General features: G+C 43.4%; 15 protein-coding genes. 5 read left to right on the forward strand and 10 right to left on the reverse strand.

Annotated features, from left to right (window positions below; all coding sequences use genetic code 11):
* Positions 1–4: 4 nt before the first annotated feature.
* Positions 5–112, reverse strand: a complete 108-nt coding sequence (gene psbM / locus O9324_RS16395; protein WP_002745897.1) for a photosystem II reaction center protein PsbM — start codon at positions 110–112, stop codon at positions 5–7.
* Between the two features lie 98 nt (positions 113–210).
* Between psbM and O9324_RS16400 the strand changes: the two genes are divergently transcribed.
* The gene (locus O9324_RS16400; protein WP_288140734.1) at positions 211–333 is read left to right on the forward strand and encodes a hypothetical protein; all 123 of its coding nucleotides are present in this window, start codon (positions 211–213) and stop codon (positions 331–333) included.
* On the opposite strand, the gene O9324_RS16405 is transcribed toward O9324_RS16400, so the two are convergent.
* Both O9324_RS16405 and O9324_RS16410 read right to left on the reverse strand, forming a co-directional pair.
* Positions 299–1,414 carry a universal stress protein gene (locus tag O9324_RS16405; protein ID WP_288140735.1) on the reverse strand — a complete coding sequence of 372 codons (1,116 nt, stop codon included), beginning with the start codon at positions 1,412–1,414 and terminating at the stop codon, positions 299–301. The two genes, O9324_RS16400 and O9324_RS16405, sit on opposite strands and share 35 nt — an antisense overlap.
* Positions 1,415–1,849: 435 nt before the next feature.
* Positions 1,850–2,830, reverse strand: coding sequence for an ABC transporter ATP-binding protein (locus tag O9324_RS16410; RefSeq protein WP_002764613.1), 981 nt, complete (start codon positions 2,828–2,830; stop codon positions 1,850–1,852).
* A gap of 280 nt (positions 2,831–3,110) precedes the next feature.
* Between O9324_RS16410 and dacB the strand changes: the two genes are divergently transcribed.
* Positions 3,111–4,001 (forward strand): D-alanyl-D-alanine carboxypeptidase/D-alanyl-D-alanine endopeptidase, encoded by an 891-nt coding sequence (gene dacB / locus O9324_RS16415; protein ID WP_288140736.1) that lies wholly within the window; start codon positions 3,111–3,113, stop codon positions 3,999–4,001.
* Positions 4,002–4,082: 81 nt separating this feature from the next.
* Here dacB and O9324_RS16420 read toward each other — a convergent pair whose 3' ends face one another.
* The 6 genes from O9324_RS16420 to patD all read right to left on the reverse strand — a co-directional run bounded on the left by O9324_RS16420 (position 4,083) and on the right by patD (position 10,324).
* Positions 4,083–4,349, reverse strand: coding sequence for a DUF6761 family protein (locus O9324_RS16420; protein ID WP_287733031.1), 267 nt, complete (start codon positions 4,347–4,349; stop codon positions 4,083–4,085).
* A 244-nt stretch (positions 4,350–4,593) separates the two neighbouring features.
* Positions 4,594–5,559: a M48 family metallopeptidase gene (locus O9324_RS16425; protein WP_288140737.1), complete on the reverse strand. Its 966-nt coding sequence runs from the start codon at positions 5,557–5,559 to the stop codon at positions 4,594–4,596.
* A gap of 277 nt (positions 5,560–5,836) precedes the next feature.
* Positions 5,837–7,972, reverse strand: coding sequence for a glycosyltransferase (locus O9324_RS16430; RefSeq protein ID WP_288140738.1), 2,136 nt, complete (start codon positions 7,970–7,972; stop codon positions 5,837–5,839).
* Positions 7,966–8,211, reverse strand: coding sequence for a hypothetical protein (locus tag O9324_RS16435; protein ID WP_287733034.1), 246 nt, complete (start codon positions 8,209–8,211; stop codon positions 7,966–7,968). The genes O9324_RS16430 and O9324_RS16435 overlap by 7 nt, the downstream gene beginning before the upstream one ends.
* A gap of 55 nt (positions 8,212–8,266) precedes the next feature.
* Entirely contained in the window at positions 8,267–9,892 is a 1,626-nt protein-coding gene (locus O9324_RS16440; RefSeq protein WP_288140739.1) for a dipeptide ABC transporter ATP-binding protein, read from the reverse strand.
* Between the two features lie 75 nt (positions 9,893–9,967).
* The gene (gene patD, locus O9324_RS16445; RefSeq protein WP_288140740.1) at positions 9,968–10,324 is read right to left on the reverse strand and encodes a heterocyst frequency control protein PatD; all 357 of its coding nucleotides are present in this window, start codon (positions 10,322–10,324) and stop codon (positions 9,968–9,970) included.
* Between the two features lie 221 nt (positions 10,325–10,545).
* Here patD and O9324_RS16450 point away from each other — a divergent pair, with 221 nt between their 5' ends.
* The 3 genes from O9324_RS16450 (at position 10,546) to leuC (ending at position 15,675) form a co-directional block, all read left to right on the forward strand.
* Positions 10,546–12,843 carry a RelA/SpoT family protein gene (locus O9324_RS16450; protein WP_288140741.1) on the forward strand — a complete coding sequence of 766 codons (2,298 nt, stop codon included), beginning with the start codon at positions 10,546–10,548 and terminating at the stop codon, positions 12,841–12,843.
* A gap of 157 nt (positions 12,844–13,000) precedes the next feature.
* Positions 13,001–13,999, forward strand: coding sequence for an MraY family glycosyltransferase (locus tag O9324_RS16455; protein WP_002764626.1), 999 nt, complete (start codon positions 13,001–13,003; stop codon positions 13,997–13,999).
* Positions 14,000–14,274: 275 nt separating this feature from the next.
* On the forward strand, positions 14,275–15,675 hold the full coding sequence (leuC, locus tag O9324_RS16460) for a 3-isopropylmalate dehydratase large subunit (protein ID WP_288140742.1): 1,401 nt from the start codon (positions 14,275–14,277) through the stop codon (positions 15,673–15,675).
* Here the strand turns inward: leuC and O9324_RS16465 are convergent.
* Entirely contained in the window at positions 15,647–15,877 is a 231-nt protein-coding gene (locus O9324_RS16465; protein WP_502846588.1) for a hypothetical protein, read from the reverse strand. The two genes, leuC and O9324_RS16465, sit on opposite strands and share 29 nt — an antisense overlap.
* Positions 15,878–16,071: the final 194 nt, after the last annotated feature.

The raw sequence follows: 16,071 nt of genomic DNA on the forward strand, positions 1-16,071 counted from the left end.
GAATTTAACCCTCGGTTTCCTCTCTGGTTTGGATAAACAGAATCAAGAGGAAAACCGTGGGGACTAGGACGAATAGGATACTAGCGATAAAGCCGAGATTATTTACCTGCATGAGTTAACTCCCTTAAGTGACAACGGATTTGCATTAAAGATTAACTCCTAGAATATCATCCCAGAGGGCGTTGCTGATTTGAGAGGGGAAGTGGGGAAGTGGGGAGGTGGGGAAGTGGGGAAGTGGGGAAGTGGGGGAGTGGGGAAGTGGGGGAGTGGGGGAGTGGGGAAGTGGGAGCCTTGGTGGTTATCTTTTCGTCCCCTTGGCCGGCGCGTCTTTAACTGGTACTTTTGGATCGGTGGCGATGATGTGAAGATCGATATTTTTCTGCCAGATCAGGCGCATAAGTTTTTGGGTGAAAGAACCTTTGATTAAATGCTTCCAGCGCGATTGACGGCTCTCCCCGATCACAATCTGGGTGATTCGTTCCCGTTCGGCCACTTCGGCGATCGCTTCGGCCACCTGATAGCTTTTAATCCGTAAGAATTTCCCCTCGAATTCCCGACATAAACGTTCGCAGGTTTCGATATGTAAAGCCTCCTCTTTGGTGAGAAAGCGATCGGGGTTATCGACGAAAATCACAAAAAATTCCGCGTTCATATACCCCGCTATCCGCGCTCCCCGACGCAATAATCGTAAAGAGTTGGGATAGGTGGAAACACAAACTAATACCCGTTCGTGAACGGGACAGGATTGACCGATAAATGTCGAATTACTCGCTTCTTCTTCTACTGTATCAGCCACTTCGCGCAGGGCGAGTTCCCGGAGAGCGATTAAATTGCGCCGTCGAAAGAAATTATTTAAAGATGGTTGGATCTTTTCGGGAGCGTAGATTTTTCCCGCTAATAATCTTTCCTCTAGGGTTTCAGCGGTGACATCTACCACGATCACTTCATCAGCTTCCTCCAAAATTCGATCGGGTATTCGCTCTCGCACCACCACCCCGGTGATTCGGGCGACCAGATCGTTTAAACTCTCGATATGCTGGATATTCACGGTCGAGTAAACATCGATTCCCTGGGATAAAATTATCTCCACGTCCTGAAAGCGTTTCTCTCGCTCCGAACCGGGTGCATTCGTGTGGGCCAATTCATCAATCAGACACAGCTGCGGTGAGCGAGCGATAATTGCTTCCGTATCCATTTCCGAGAGAGTGAATCCCTCTTTCTCTAGGATTTTTCTCGGTACGATTTCCAATCCCTCGGCTTTTTCGGCGGTCTCTTTCCGGCCGTGGGTTTCAAGCAGTCCAATCACCACGTCGGTTCCCTGCTTTCTGAGGCTATACCCCTCCTCCAGCATCTTGTAGGTTTTCCCGACTCCCGGAGCCATCCCGATAAAAATTTTATGTCTTCCCCGTCGCACAATTGTCTCCTTTTTGGCAACTTATACCATTTTTCATAAGTAATGGCAGAGATGGTTAATCGCCCTAACCCCCCACCCCCCTAACCCCCCCGACGTCGGGGGGGTAAGATACCTGCCAAGAATAAAGAAAAATGGTATTACCTTACAGATTAAGATAATTCGATCGTAGCCGGGGGGATTGATGATACTCAATCCTCACCCCCTCTGATACTAAATCTGGTTATTAAAGACTGATTATTTATTCCCCTTTTTGCATGAGTGCATGAGCAGAAAACGGGTTTCTCCGAGAAACCCGTTTTCTGTGCGTATGATACTAAATCCTGTTTAAAAGGTATAGGGGAGGAGCGGAGCGGGGAGAAACAATCCATAACTGGGTTTTTACAGTGGGATTGGAAGTTAATCATATTACTAAAAACGGATTTAGTATGAGAGTGCCTATTGACTAGAGGTAATACCGCGTTGACGTAATTGGTCGATAAAAAATTCCTCTAGGGAAGCACGAGCTAAATTAAGACTAATCAAGCGAGCATCCATACTAGGCAGGGCAGCCAGAAAAGCATCGGGTTCTCCCTGTAATTGTCCCTGCCAACAATTATCGCGCCAATGCAAACCGAGTATCCATTGCTGTAGTTGCTCCTCCCTACCACCTTGAACAATCACCTGATAGACATCAGCACGACCGAGGATTTGATCGAGGGAACCGACACAGAGTAATTCTCCCCGGGCCAACAGGGCAATGCGATCGCAAATTTGTTCCACATCGGAGAGAATATGAGAGTTAAAAAAGATGGTTTTCCCCCGTTGTTTGAGGGATTGAATAATTTCTCGCACCTGATAGCGACCGATAGGGTCTAGTCCCGACATCGGTTCATCGAAAAAGACTAATTCCGGATCATTGATTAATGCTTGAGCTATACCGATCCGTTGCATCATTCCCTTAGAATATTGACGCAATTGCTTTTTCTGGGCAGTTTTGCGGTCTAATCCCACTAAATCCAATAATTCAGGAATGCGTTTTTTCTGCACAGAAGAGGGAATTTGAAAAATGCCGGCGATTAATTGTAGGAATTCCCAGCCGGTGAGATAGTCGTAGTAGTAGGCATTTTCAGGAAGATAGCCGATGCGTTGCCTGACCGAGCGATCGCCAATTGGTTGACCGAGAATCAAGGCCCGTCCGGAAGTGGGTCGGACAATCCCCAAAAGGGTTTTTAAGAGCGTGGTTTTGCCGGCCCCGTTCGGGCCTAATAATCCAAAGGTTTCGCCCTCATGGACAATTAAAGTACAGTTTTTCAAGGATTCGATTTTTTTATTTAACCAGAATCCTGTCCGATAAGTTTTTTGTAAGTTTAACGTCTCTAGCACAGTTTGACGGCTGGTATTCGTCATTGTTTTGGAATCATCTGAGACAGAATACATGGGTCTGATATCCCTTTTCCTACACTTTGCTTTTATTATCCCCAAATTGTCACCAGCAATGTCAACGGTATCAAAATAGCACGATTTTGGAACCCAGAAAAATTCCAACTGGTCTTGAAAAGGGGTATCAGTGCAGTTCCGGGCTATTGCCAGCTTTCTTCTCTGGCATTGGTGTGCATTAGCCGCTAAAATCTCTTAGACAGGTAACTTTGACACTTGAGCGGCAACTGGTACAATAGTGCGAACGCTTAAGGAAACCAGACTCTTAGACAAACACAGCATGAAACAAATCCTCAATAGCCTTAATTCCCTGACAGTGGCCAGTGTCGCCACTATCGCCTTGGCTTACCCTAGCATCGCTCAAGTTAATCTGTCTGTTTATCCCGCTCCTTCCTCGTCGAACGAATCCATAGAATTATACGTTCCCCCGCCAGAAAACAATAACACCAATAATAATACCTGTACTCAATTGATTGGGGCAAATATCGATAAAATTATCGGTCAAGCTCCCAATCAGTGGGGTATATTAATCGAATCTATCGATCGCCAAACGGTTATTTATAGTCATAACGCCGATCGCTATTTTATCCCTGCTTCTAATACAAAGTTATTTACCACGGCTGCCGCTTTACAAGTGATGAACCCGGAAACGACAATTCAAAAAAAATCCCTGCGCGATTGGGTGAATATCACTAATCAGAGAAGTAATAATTTCTACGCTGAAACTCTTTTTCGCTTTATCGGCGGTTCTAAAAGTGTTACTGCCATCTTGGCACAATTGGGCATCAATCCCAGTGGTTTTCGTCTAGCTGATGGTTCGGGATTATCCCGCCATAATAACGCTACTCCCCGCTCGATCGTGGAAATTTTGCGGGTGATGTATTATTCTCCTAATCGCGACACTTTCTATGCTTCCTTACCGGTAGCGGGAATTAGTGGCACCCTGAGAAACCGAATGCGTCAGACGGCCGCTACTGGCACAGTTTACGCTAAAACTGGCACTCTTACCGGTGTGCGGGCCCTATCGGGTTATCTAGAAAACCCCAACCAAGAACCGATGTTATTTAGCATTATCGTTAATAATCAACGGGTTTCTGGACAGGCCCTGGTGAAAGCGATCGATACTATTGTTCTACAGATGACCGAATCTCGTTCCTGTCAAGCTCAGTAAATCTCTCGTAAAAATCCCCAATTGTCCTGATCAGCTGTCCGCGCATTTAAATTGCTTGTGGAGATGAGGCAAGAGTAAAGGTTAATAATAGCCATAATCTGCCTCAGTTTGGGTTTGGGTTTGGGGGGAGAGATATTCAAAATTAGAAGGATCTCGCAGAAAGCGAAAAACTTCTTCTTCGAGACGATGAATTAGATAGGGTTCTATGGAATTAGAATGGCGTAAACAGGCTAAATAGCCTTCAACGTATAGCCGGATCTCATCAAAACGCGAGCCACGGTGCCAAAGATCCACCATGTCATCGGTTAGTCTTTGATAGTAACGAATAGATTGGGTATCTTGGAGCATGGGCAGTAGAACAAAAAAGAGAGAGTGGGGGTAAGTGTTTATCGATAATCGTAGGGAGAATTGCCATTCTCGGTTCCCGATACCTCTATTGTACTCACCAAATCGGCAAAACACAGGCGGGGGTATTTTCAGTGATCAGTAAAGGGTGTGGGGTGTGGGGTGTGGGGTGTGGGGAGAACAAAGCTGCCTTTTGCATGAGTGCATGAGTGCATGAGTGCATGAGTGCCTCCTGCCTTCGTATAGATTATTCGGGGTTTCTTTGTCTTTTTGCCCGTTCAATTTCTGCTTGTAGTTCTGCTATTTGTCGCCTCAATCTTTCGCTTTCGCTATCATGAGCATCAACATTAATTGAGCTTTTAACCCCTGTTTTGGCATAGTTTCCCCGGCGAATTTGACGATAGGATTCCGAGTTAAACCATTGCTGTAGATAATGCACTCTTTCTACGGAAAAAGGATGGGTTAAAAAGGAACCATTACCGCCATTATAAATGAGAAATTTATAAATCTGGTTTAAGTTATCTTGGTCTAATTGTCGGTAGGCTTCCCCTTGGCGAATAAATTCTTCTAAGTTGCATTCATGCAGATATTTTTGACTTCCTCCTGCACATTTCATTAAAGTTCTCAGGACTAAATTTAAATCATCGCTAACTAATAAAGCGGCTCTGTCTGCTGATAATTCTGCTTTTCTTCGCCATTCATAAAAGGCATAAACTAGACCGGTAGTAATGGCTTTTCCTAGTCCTAATGTGATGCCCCCAAGGAAATTAGCCGCCCCCATCACCCAAAAAGACATTTGAATTAAAATACTATGATCGCATTTTAAATGACCTAATTCGTGGGCAAGAATTACCCTAATTTCTTCTTCATCTAATAGGTCTAAAAGGGCAGTATTAAAGACAATGTAGGGATGTTCCGAACCCAAAGAATAGGCATTCGCTGAAGGGTTTTGACTGACATAAAGATTCGGTTCTGGGGACATATCTAAATCCCGCAGACATTGGCGATATATACCGTATAAAGTGGCGTATTGACGCGGGCCGACTTTTAGATCATTGCCCATTAATAAAATTTGCTGGGGACGTTCATAGAGATATTCGGAAAAACTTTTCGCTAATAAGTCAAACCCCGGAACTGATCTTAAGGCCTGTTCAGCTTGCTGATCTAGGGGATGTTTAAACGCTTGACTGGAGATATCAGGATAAGTTGGCATATTTTTTCAAGGAAAAAGGGGAAAGGGAAAAATGATAATTCAGTCGTTAGTCAGAAATAAACGGGCATTAATTGCCAAGTTTGTTAGATTGTCTTGTCAACTTTTTCGAGGCAACCTATGGCATTATAGTCAGTAATTCCTTATAGAAAAAGTTGGCGTTTATCAAATCAGTAATGCCTCTCAATAGGTTTTTAATTCTGCAAAATTGCGGATTCTAGAGTTTATTTGGTTGCGGTGACATAGAATAGACCTGTGGTGGAAATGAGCTTTTTTCTTGTTAACTATCCTTGGCAACAATTCCTAGATTTGATAACAAAGCTTGTAGGTTAGTTTGCACGGTAGCGGGTTGGTATCTCTTAATAGTTTCTAGGGAATTATCAGCGAGTTTTTGCCACAATTCCCTATGATCATAGAGTTCGATCACCGCTTGGGCAAATTCCTCGGCAGTATCGGCAATTAAAACATCTTGGTGGTCAATTAATCCCATACCTTCGGCACCAATTTTTGTGGTAATAGTGGGTAATCCTAGGGAAAGACTTTGACCAATTTTACCCTTCATTCCCGCACCAAATCGCAGGGGGGCAACAAAAACGCGACTCTTTTGGAAATAGGGTTCTACTTCGGGAACATAACCGGTAACAATCACTTGATCATTGGCTAATTCTTTCACTTCATCCTTGAGGTTACTTCCCAATAAATTAACGGTAATATCGGGACGGGATGCCCAAACTAAGGGCATAATTTCTAAACATAACCACTTAACTGCATCAATATTAGGAGGGTGATTGTAGCTACCAATAAATACTAAACCGGCTCGCTGGTCAAAGGCAACTTTTTCTGACAGGGAAATTTCTTCATGGATATTGGGGATTACCCAAACATTTTTTACTCCTAAAGAGGATAATACCTGCTTTTCGTCTTCGGTTACTACTACGGTTGCTTCCGCTTGATTAGCATAGTTTAACTCTAATTTCTGATAGGTTTGCCAACTCCAGCTAGTATTTTGGTAACTGGGATCGAGATAGTCTTTTTGTCGTTTTAAACGTAGAAAATGCAGGTCAATTGTATCATAAATAATTGGTGCTTTTGTTTTTAAGCGAATTAAATCCATATACTTATCACACAATTCGGGACGACACAACCAAACTCCATCTATCAGAGGTAAATATTTGATTAATTTTTCTTCTAGATTATATCTTTGCGCTGTGCCATAAATAACTTCAATTCCCATTTGTTGCAGGACGGAAGTATAGGGTTGTTCAGGATAGCCATTATCGGGAAAGAAAATGACTGAATAGCCTAAATTGAGCAGTAGCTTAAGAATATTTAATAAACGCACACAGCCGGATTCTCGATCGTATAGTGGAACGTAGGAATCAATGACTAAAATTGTCGGTTTTCCTTGTAAACGTCGGGCAGCTTTGGGTACATTATTAGCATCGTTATCTAGGTGTTTGGTTAATACCTTTGACCATTTTTCTCGAAACTTGGTTTGATTAATAACTTGATATTGTTTGATCCCGCTGGAAAGGTCTGTTCCCGAAGTGATTCCTTCGTAGTGAATGACGTTAGATTGGGGTTGATAGAGGACTTGATAACCCAATTCTCGGATGGCAAAACATAAGTCTGTATCTTCGTAATACGCGGGGATAAAGTCTTGACAAAAACCACCTAATTGCTTAAATAAATCTGTAGGAACTAATAAACTTGCTCCCGAACAATAGTCCACGGGACGGACATAATTATATTCCGGTTCCTCGGGACTATCTAAGCGTCCATAATTCCAACCATCGGCAGAATTCCAGATAATTCCCCCCGCTTCTTGTTGTTTACCATTAGCATAAATTAACTTAGAACCCACCGCACCAACTTGGGGATTATTGACGATTAATTTTACTAAACTTTCTAGACAATTTTCTAGAATTCTAGTATCGTTATTGAGAAAATATAGGTATTGACCTTTTGCTTGACTAGCCCCATAATTACAGGAACGAATAAAACCAGAGTTTTCTGTATTAGTTAATACTTTAATTCCTTTAACTAAAGTTGCTAATTGTTCTAAGGTTTCATCGCTGGAAGCATCATTAACAATGATTATTTCATAAGCTAAATCAGAACTTAGGTTAACACTCAAGGATTCGAGACAGTTAAAGGTGTAGGCAAATTGGTTATAAACAGGAATAATAATCGAGACTAAAGGATCATCACTACTGGCAATTTCTAGGGGTCGCGGTTCAGCTAATTTAGCACTTTCGATCACCTGTTCTTCAAATTCAGAGGAACTCTTTCCTGTGAGAATTTTAATAATTTTTCGTTTCGTCTTTTTGATTGCTGGTTTCCATCCTTCTTCTTGGAGACTAAAGACAAATTTTTTGAGCAGTTTTTTAACTTTAAAAATAATCATTACTACCATAGTTCTTCCTCTAGAGAAAACCAATCTTGTGCTAAATTTAAATCTCTTTCTGCTCTAACAATAGCTCCTTCCTTTAATTGTTGCTTGAGGTAGTTTCTCTGTTGTTCCATAATATATAATTTAATCGCTTCATGAATTAAATTATTATATTCTTTTTCAGGATAATCACTACTTGCCAACCATCGATCGAGAAGTTGCATGGTATCTTCAGGGAGACTTATCTGAAGTTGTCTGGCCATTTTGTCTTTCCTAACTATATCTAGACAATAACAATTATAAACCCCTAGAGCGATTTTAGTTGCTGTCGGGATAAATTCTCGGGGCTGCGGCGATTAATTTTTGAGTGTAGGGGTGTTGGGGATGGCTAAAAATCTGTTCAGTGTCACCCATTTCAACAATTTTACCCGCAGTCATCACCGCAATTCGATCGCAGAGGAATCTCGCTAACCAAAGATCATGAGTTATAAATAAATAAGTGAGATTAAATAACTTTTGTAACTCTAACATTAACTCTAAAACCTGTGTCTGAACACTAGCATCGAGCATACTAACCGGTTCATCACAAATAACTAATTCTGGACGAGTAATTAAAGCGCGAGCAATGGCTACCCTTTGCTGTTGTCCCCCCGATAACTCCCTAGGATAGCGTCGATAAAATTCCTCTACCGGTGTCAAACCGACTCGATCTAACATTGTTAAAACCTGTTTTTTAGCCGTTTCTAGATTAACTTTTTGATGGATAAAAAGCGGATCGGCGATACTTTCTCCCACCGTCATTAAAGGATTGAGACAAGCGAGGGGATCCTGAAAAATCATCTGCATTAAGCGCCGTTTTGGACGCATTTTTTCCGCCGACAAAGGGGTTAAATCTTCTCCTAAAAATTCCACTTTTCCCCCGGTGGGTTTAATTAACTGTAATAGGGTTCGCGATAGGGTACTTTTCCCACACCCCGACTCCCCAACTAAACCGAATATTTCCCCTCGATACAGTTCAAAATTGACTTCATCCACCGCTTTAATAAATTTCTTTTCTTTCTTGAAAAAACTATCTAAAAAGTTACCTTCTAGGGTATAATACTGTTTTAAATTATCCACCTTTAACACCGTTTCTTTGCCTTGAATTGCTGTGGATTTTTCCTCCCGTAGCTGTAGGTGTAAAGCGGCGGCCAAAAGAGAACGAGTGTAGGGATGTTGAGGCGCTTTAAAAACTGTTTTTACCGCTCCCGATTCGACAATTTTGCCCCCCTGCATCACCGCTAATTGATCGCAATATTCTCCCACCATCGCTAAATCATGGGAAATTAACAATAATCCCATCTGTTCCTCGCTACATAAACGCTTTAATTCCCGCAGAATTTCCGCCGAAACCGTCACATCTAAACTGGTGGTGGGTTCATCGGCAATAATTAACTTAGGGTTTAATAATAAAGCTAAAGCAATGGCCACTCTTTGCCGCATTCCCCCGCTAAATTCGTGAGGATATTGGGACCAACGATTAGCGGGAATTTTTACTTTTTCTAGGACAGTACAAGCTTGAATTTTAGCGTCACTATAGGTTAAATCTCGTCGATGAGCTTGCAAAGTTTCCAGACAATGATCGCCAATAGTCATCAGCGGATCTAGTCGCGTCATCGGATCTTGAAACACTAATCCCACATCTTCCCCGCGAAACTTTTCTAACTGTTTGCTAGATAAAGATAAAAGCGATCGCCCTTCAAAGGTAATCTCACCTTCCACGTGAGTGCGATTGGGTAATAACCTTAAAATAGCCTTACCGATGGTCGATTTTCCACAACCAGATTCACCCACTAATCCCAGAGTTTCCCCTTTGCCTATACTAAAAGACACCCCATCGATCGCCCAAGCGGGAGAACTTAATTCTGTCGGGTAGGCAATTTTTAGGTCTTTAATTTCCAACATGACGCGATCGGTAACGATAAAAGTTAGGACTTAGGGTCAAGTATGCCACACAAACGGCGATCGAGCATTTAATTGCTAATCGACAACTGCCCCTAACAAAACCCGACAATACCCCTTTAAAGTCGCCACTCGATCGCTAATTATCTGTAAACGTTTCTCCCGTCCTTGCCGCGCCGAGGCCAAAAATAACCAATCCGTCTCCAGCAATCGCCACGATCGATATAGTTCCGTCTGGAGCGCGCGCCAACGATTAGCCACCTCTGGGCTGAAATTGTCATCATTTAGTGACAATATCTCCCCTTCTAGACAGGTTTGTAAAGCTTGAAAAGATTGTAACCCCGTGGAAGCATCCCCATCCAGAAGGGCAAGACTGAAATCCTCCAGTTTTCTTAACAAAGATTTGTAAGCTTGATGGTAATTTGTCGGTAGCATCCAATACAAAGCGCGTTAGAATTTGTTACATAAGATTAACGATTTGCCGTCACGGTTGCAAGTCCTCCTCCTGACCAGAGACAAAAACTTAAAAGAATCCCGCCCTTTTCGCCGATCGATCCGATTCCAGTGTTAGAGAGTTAAGTAATCTGGCATCGCTTCGGCCTAATAATTTTCTAGTTATCCCTCTCCACCACCCCTATTATCCCCCCGATCTAACCATGAACGCCATCACTGCCATCCAACCAGAAACCCTCACCGTCCTTCCCCGGGCCACGGAACCGAAAAAAGCGTTAGTTTTACCCGATTGGCTGCAAGAATGTCTGATTACCTACGAAAACGACCCCCAGAATCCCGATATCGATTTAATCTGTCGGGCCTTTAATTTCGCCCACAAACTCCACGAGGGCCAGTATCGCAAATCCGGGGAACCCTATATCGCCCATCCCATAGCTGTAGCGGGATTACTGCGGGATCTGGGGGGTGATGGGGCAATGATCGCGGCGGGATTCCTTCACGATGTGGTGGAAGATACGGAAGTCACCCCCGAAGAAATCGAGGCTAGATTCGGTGTTGAGGTGCGTAATTTGGTGGAAGCGGTGACAAAACTCTCCAAATTCAACTTTTCTAGCAAAACTGAACGGCAAGCGGAGAATTTTCGCCGAATGTTCCTGGCGATGGCTCAAGATATCCGCGTCATCGTGGTCAAATTAGCCGATCGCCTGCACAATATGCAAACCCTCGAACACCTCAACCCGCAACAGCAGCAACGCATCGCCCTCGAAACTAGAGAAATCTTTGCTCCCCTGGCTAACCGTTTAGGGATTGGCAGATTTAAATGGGAATTAGAGGATTTATGCTTTAAATACCTCGAACCCGATGCTTATCGCGCCGTGCAGTTATTGGTGTCGGAAAAACGCATCGATCGAGAGGCCCGCATCGAAACCGTTATTAACACATTGCGGGAAAAATTGCAAGAAATTGGCATAAAAGTTCTTGATTTACAGGGTCGCCCCAAACATCTCTACGGCATCTATCATAAAATGCACAATCAGGGCAAAGAATTCGAGCAGATTTATGATATAGCCGCCGTCCGCATTATCGTCGAAACTAAAGAGGAATGTTATCGTTGTTTAGCCGTAGTTCACGACCAATTTACTCCGATTCCTAACCGTTTTAAAGACTATATCGGTTTACCAAAAGCTAACCGTTATCAATCCCTCCATACCACCGTTGTTGGTTTAAATGCCCGTCCCCTAGAAGTGCAGATTCGCACCCTAGAAATGCACCATGTTGCTGAATACGGGATTGCAGCCCATTGGAAGTATAAAGAAACCGGTTCTAGTCAGACAACTTTAACCGCCGAGGATGAAAAATTCGCTTGGCTGCGTAATCTGCTTGACTGGCAAAAAGACCTTAAAGATGGCCAAGAATACATGGATGGTCTGAAAAATAATTTCTTTGAAGAAGATATCTATGTTTTCACCCCCAAAGGTGATGTGGTAGCCCTGGCCCAAGGCGCAACACCGGTAGATTTTGCCTATCATATTCATAGCGAAGTAGGTAATCAGATGAAAGGGGCAAGAATTAATGGTAAATGGTCAGTTCTTGATGCTCCCTTGCAAAATGGTGATCTGGTGGAAATTCTCACCAGCAAGCATAGTCACCCTAGTTTAGATTGGTTAAATTTTGTCGTTACTCCTAGCGCCAGAAATCGCATCCGGCAATGGTACAAAAAATCGCGACGAGAAGAAAATATTAGCCGTGGTCGTGATTTATTAGAGAAAGAATTGGGTAAAACTGGCTTCGATGCCCTGCTGAAATCGGAACGAATGCAATCCGTGGCTAAACAGTGCAATTATGTGGCAGTAGAGGATTTATTGGCGGCTTTGGGTTACGGCGAAGTTACCCTAAAAAATGTGGTTAATCGTCTGCAAGAAACAGTTAAAAATCAACAGGAAATTTTAACGGTCAAAAATCCGCCCGATGTCCTAACTGATTCCCAATTGATTCTACCACCTTCTCCCGTTCAAAGGGCTTTACCCGTTAGTAAATCACCGATCGCCGGTGTGGAGGGATTAGTCTATCGTTTAGCCGGTTGTTGTTGTCCTTTACCCGGGGAAAATATTACCGGTATAGTTGCCCACGCGGGGGAAGGCATTGTTATTCACCGTCAGGGCTGCTCGAATGTGGAAAAAGCCGAAGCTGAACGCTTAATTCCTGTTAGTTGGAACCCTATAGATGACCAGGGACGTTATCCAACTTATCCGGTAAATATTCAGATTGAAGTGATCGATCGCGTCGGGGTTTTAAAAGATATTCTCTCTCGTTTAAGTGACCAAAATATTAACGTTCGCAATGCCGGAGTTAAGACTAATTTCGGCAAACCCGCTTTAATTTCCCTGAAAATTGAAGTAAAAGACCTGCAACAATTTGAACGCTGTGTTAGTCAAATTAAGCTGATGAGTGATATTTTAAACGTTCGTCGCATCAGTCAGGTGAAAAGCGATCGAGAGTAAGTTAAACCTAAAATTTCTGCTCCTATCCCCCAAACGCTGGACTGCCTTAGCTTTTGAAGTGCGATGCTGACACTGACTAAAACCACGAGGGCAATATCGGCACTTTTCGTCACCGAACAACGTAGGATCGATAATTAATCTGAGCGCAAAAATCCCTATGTTATTATCCCTACTCTCAGTCATCAGTTTTCTGATTAGTTTTCTGGTGGTTGCCCTGATTAAACAACGTTTTAGTCAACAATTGTTAGATATTCCCAATGAGCGTAGCAGCCATAGTCAACCCACACCTAGAGGAGGTGGACTCGGTTTTGTCGTCGCTTTTGCTCTGACCAGCAGCCTCAGTTATTTTCTCGTTCCTCCTTCCCTACCTCTTATTCCCCTGTGGCTGTCTCTGACTCCTTTAATTATTATCGGCCTTCTCGATGATCGTCGCGGTATTCCCTCTAGTATTCGCTATTTAGTGCAGTTATCCTCCGCTAGTATTGCGGTCACTTTTTTCGGTGCTTTTCCCCAATCTTGGCTATTAGATTTGGGTTTTGGCGGCAAAATTTTAGCTATTATTCTCACAATTATCGGCCTGACTGCGATCATTAACTTTTATAATTTTATGGATGGTCTTGATGGCTTGGTGGCTGGCTGTACGGCGGTACAATTAGGATTTCTCGCTCTCTATTTTCAGCAACCAATTTTATGGCTTTTAGTGGCAGCTTTAGGTGGTTTTCTCCTCTGGAATTGGTCGCCAGCCAAAATTTTTATGGGCGATGTGGGTAGCACCAGTCTAGGGGCAATTGTCGCTATGGTTTTACTTAATAACCAGGGCGATCAAAGTCAAGCTTGGTCAGCTTTAACTATCACTTTTCCTCTGATTGGTGATGCTATTTATACCCTGATTTGTCGATTATTCAGAAAGGAAAATATCTTCCAATCTCACCGCAGTCACCTTTATCAAAGATTACAAAAATCAGGCTTGTCTCATTCACAAGTAGCGATTATTTATATGGGGGTAACTCTCCTGATTGCTATTAGTGTTAACTACTTAGGAAACCTAGGAGCATGGCTGAGTTTACCTCTGATTCTAGGATTAATTGTTCTCGGAGAAACTTATCTGAATAGGAGAGTTAGCGAGCATAATTTAGCAGTGACAAGAAAAGAATAATTTTTTATTGCTATGGCTCCTGGAGTGAAATCAAGAGAATGTTATACTAAATCCTCTTGAAAGATTATAGGAAACGGGGGGTAAGGAGCAGAAGTAATCACTCAAATAGTTATTAGCGAAAGTCTTTTATTTTACTCAAAAACCGATGGTTTTAATCTGGCAAAAACTGAGCTATTTATCTATTATCCCTCCTAACCAAGAGAAAAGAAAAAATTAATATTTATCGGCCATGGTTAGCTGATATGATTAGGGAGATGACTATCATTCCAAAGTCAATGAGCGCAAGAACATTATTCGATAAAGTCTGGGACGCACACACGGTTAAGATTCTTCCCAGTGGACAGACACAATTATTTATCGGACTGCATCTAGTGCATGAAGTCACCAGTCCGCAAGCTTTTTCGATGCTAAGAGAAAGGGGTTTAAAAGTATTATTTCCCAGACGGACTATTGCCACCGTCGATCACATCGTCCCCACCGAAAATCAGGCGCGTCCTTTCCTTGACGATTTGGCCGAGGAAATGATCCGGGCGATCGAAACTAATGTTCAAACCAATCATATTCCTTTCTATGGCATCGGTTCCGGCAATCAGGGCATAGTTCATGTGATCGCTCCTGAACAGGGTCTAACCCAACCCGGGATGACGATCGCCTGTGGTGATTCCCACACCTCCACCCATGGCGCTTTTGGGGCGATCGCTTTTGGCATCGGCACTTCCCAAGTACGCGATGTTCTTGCTACCCAAACCCTATCCCTATCGAAATTAAAAGTGCGTCGAGTGGAGGTAAACGGCGATTTAAACCCCGGGGTCTATGCTAAAGATGTAATTCTCCATATTATCCGTCAATTGGGCGTAAAAGGCGGTGTTGGTTACGCCTACGAGTATGGTGGTAGTACAATTGAACGGATGTCCATGGAAGAAAGGATGACCATTTGTAACATGGCGATCGAAGGTGGGGCCCGATGTGGTTATATCAACCCCGATCAAATCACCTACGATTACCTCAAAGGTCGTGATTTTGCGCCTAAAGACTGGGAAAGTGCGGTTAATTGGTGGGAAAGCATCAAAAGCGATACCGATGCGGTTTATGACGATGTGGTGGTCTTTGATGCCGGTGAAATCGAACCCACCGTTACTTGGGGGATCACTCCGGGCCAAGGAATCGGGGTTAACGAAGTCATTCCCACTCCCGATAGTTTACCAGCCAGTGAAAGAGCGATCGCAGAGGAAGCCTATCAATACATGAAACTCACCCCCGGCACCCCGATTAAAGGCACAAAAATCGATGTCTGCTTCGTCGGTAGCTGTACTAACGGCCGGATCAGTGATCTGCGCGAAGCGGCCAAATTTGCCCAAGGTCATCGTGTTGCCCCCCATGTGAAAGCTTTTATCGTCCCCGGTTCCGAAAGAGTCAAAAAACAAGCGGAAGCAGAAGGATTAGACCAAATTTTCCTAGCATCGGGCTTTGAATGGCGCGAAGCAGGCTGTTCTATGTGTTTAGCCATGAATCCCGATAAATTGCAGGGAGATCAGATCAGCGCCTCCTCCTCCAATCGTAATTTTAAAGGTCGTCAAGGTTCCGCTTCCGGTCGTACTTTGTTGATGAGTCCGGCGATGGTGGTAGCGGCAGCAATTAAAGGGGAAGTCACCGATCCCAGGGAGTTGTTAAATTAAATAGGGTTTGCGGCAAAAAGTTTGTTGCTGGAGTCAGGAGATAGGGTGATAGGGTTTTGGGGTGATAGGGTTTTGGGGTGATAGGGTGATGAGACAGCTTCCCCACTTCCCCACTTCCCCACTTACCCACTTCCCCACTTCCCCACTTCCCCACTTCCCCACTTCCCCACTTCCCCACTTCCCCACTCCCCCACCTCCCCACTTCCCTCTCCCTTCTCTACAATAATTACTCGCAGCCAGAAATACATTAGGTTCGTATCATACTTTGTGCTTTTTGTCAAAAAAACTTTTTTTTTGCAATAAAACTACATAAAAAAAAGATCATCGTTGTGGGTGAAATTGACTGATTTACCCGTCTTAATTAGGATCACCTTCTAGGTGTGGCAAGGGTTTCAA

The sequence above is a fragment of the Microcystis sp. LE19-84.1B genome (assembly GCF_027531875.1).
GTDB classification, from domain to species: Bacteria; Cyanobacteriota; Cyanobacteriia; order Cyanobacteriales; family Microcystaceae; genus Microcystis; species Microcystis panniformis.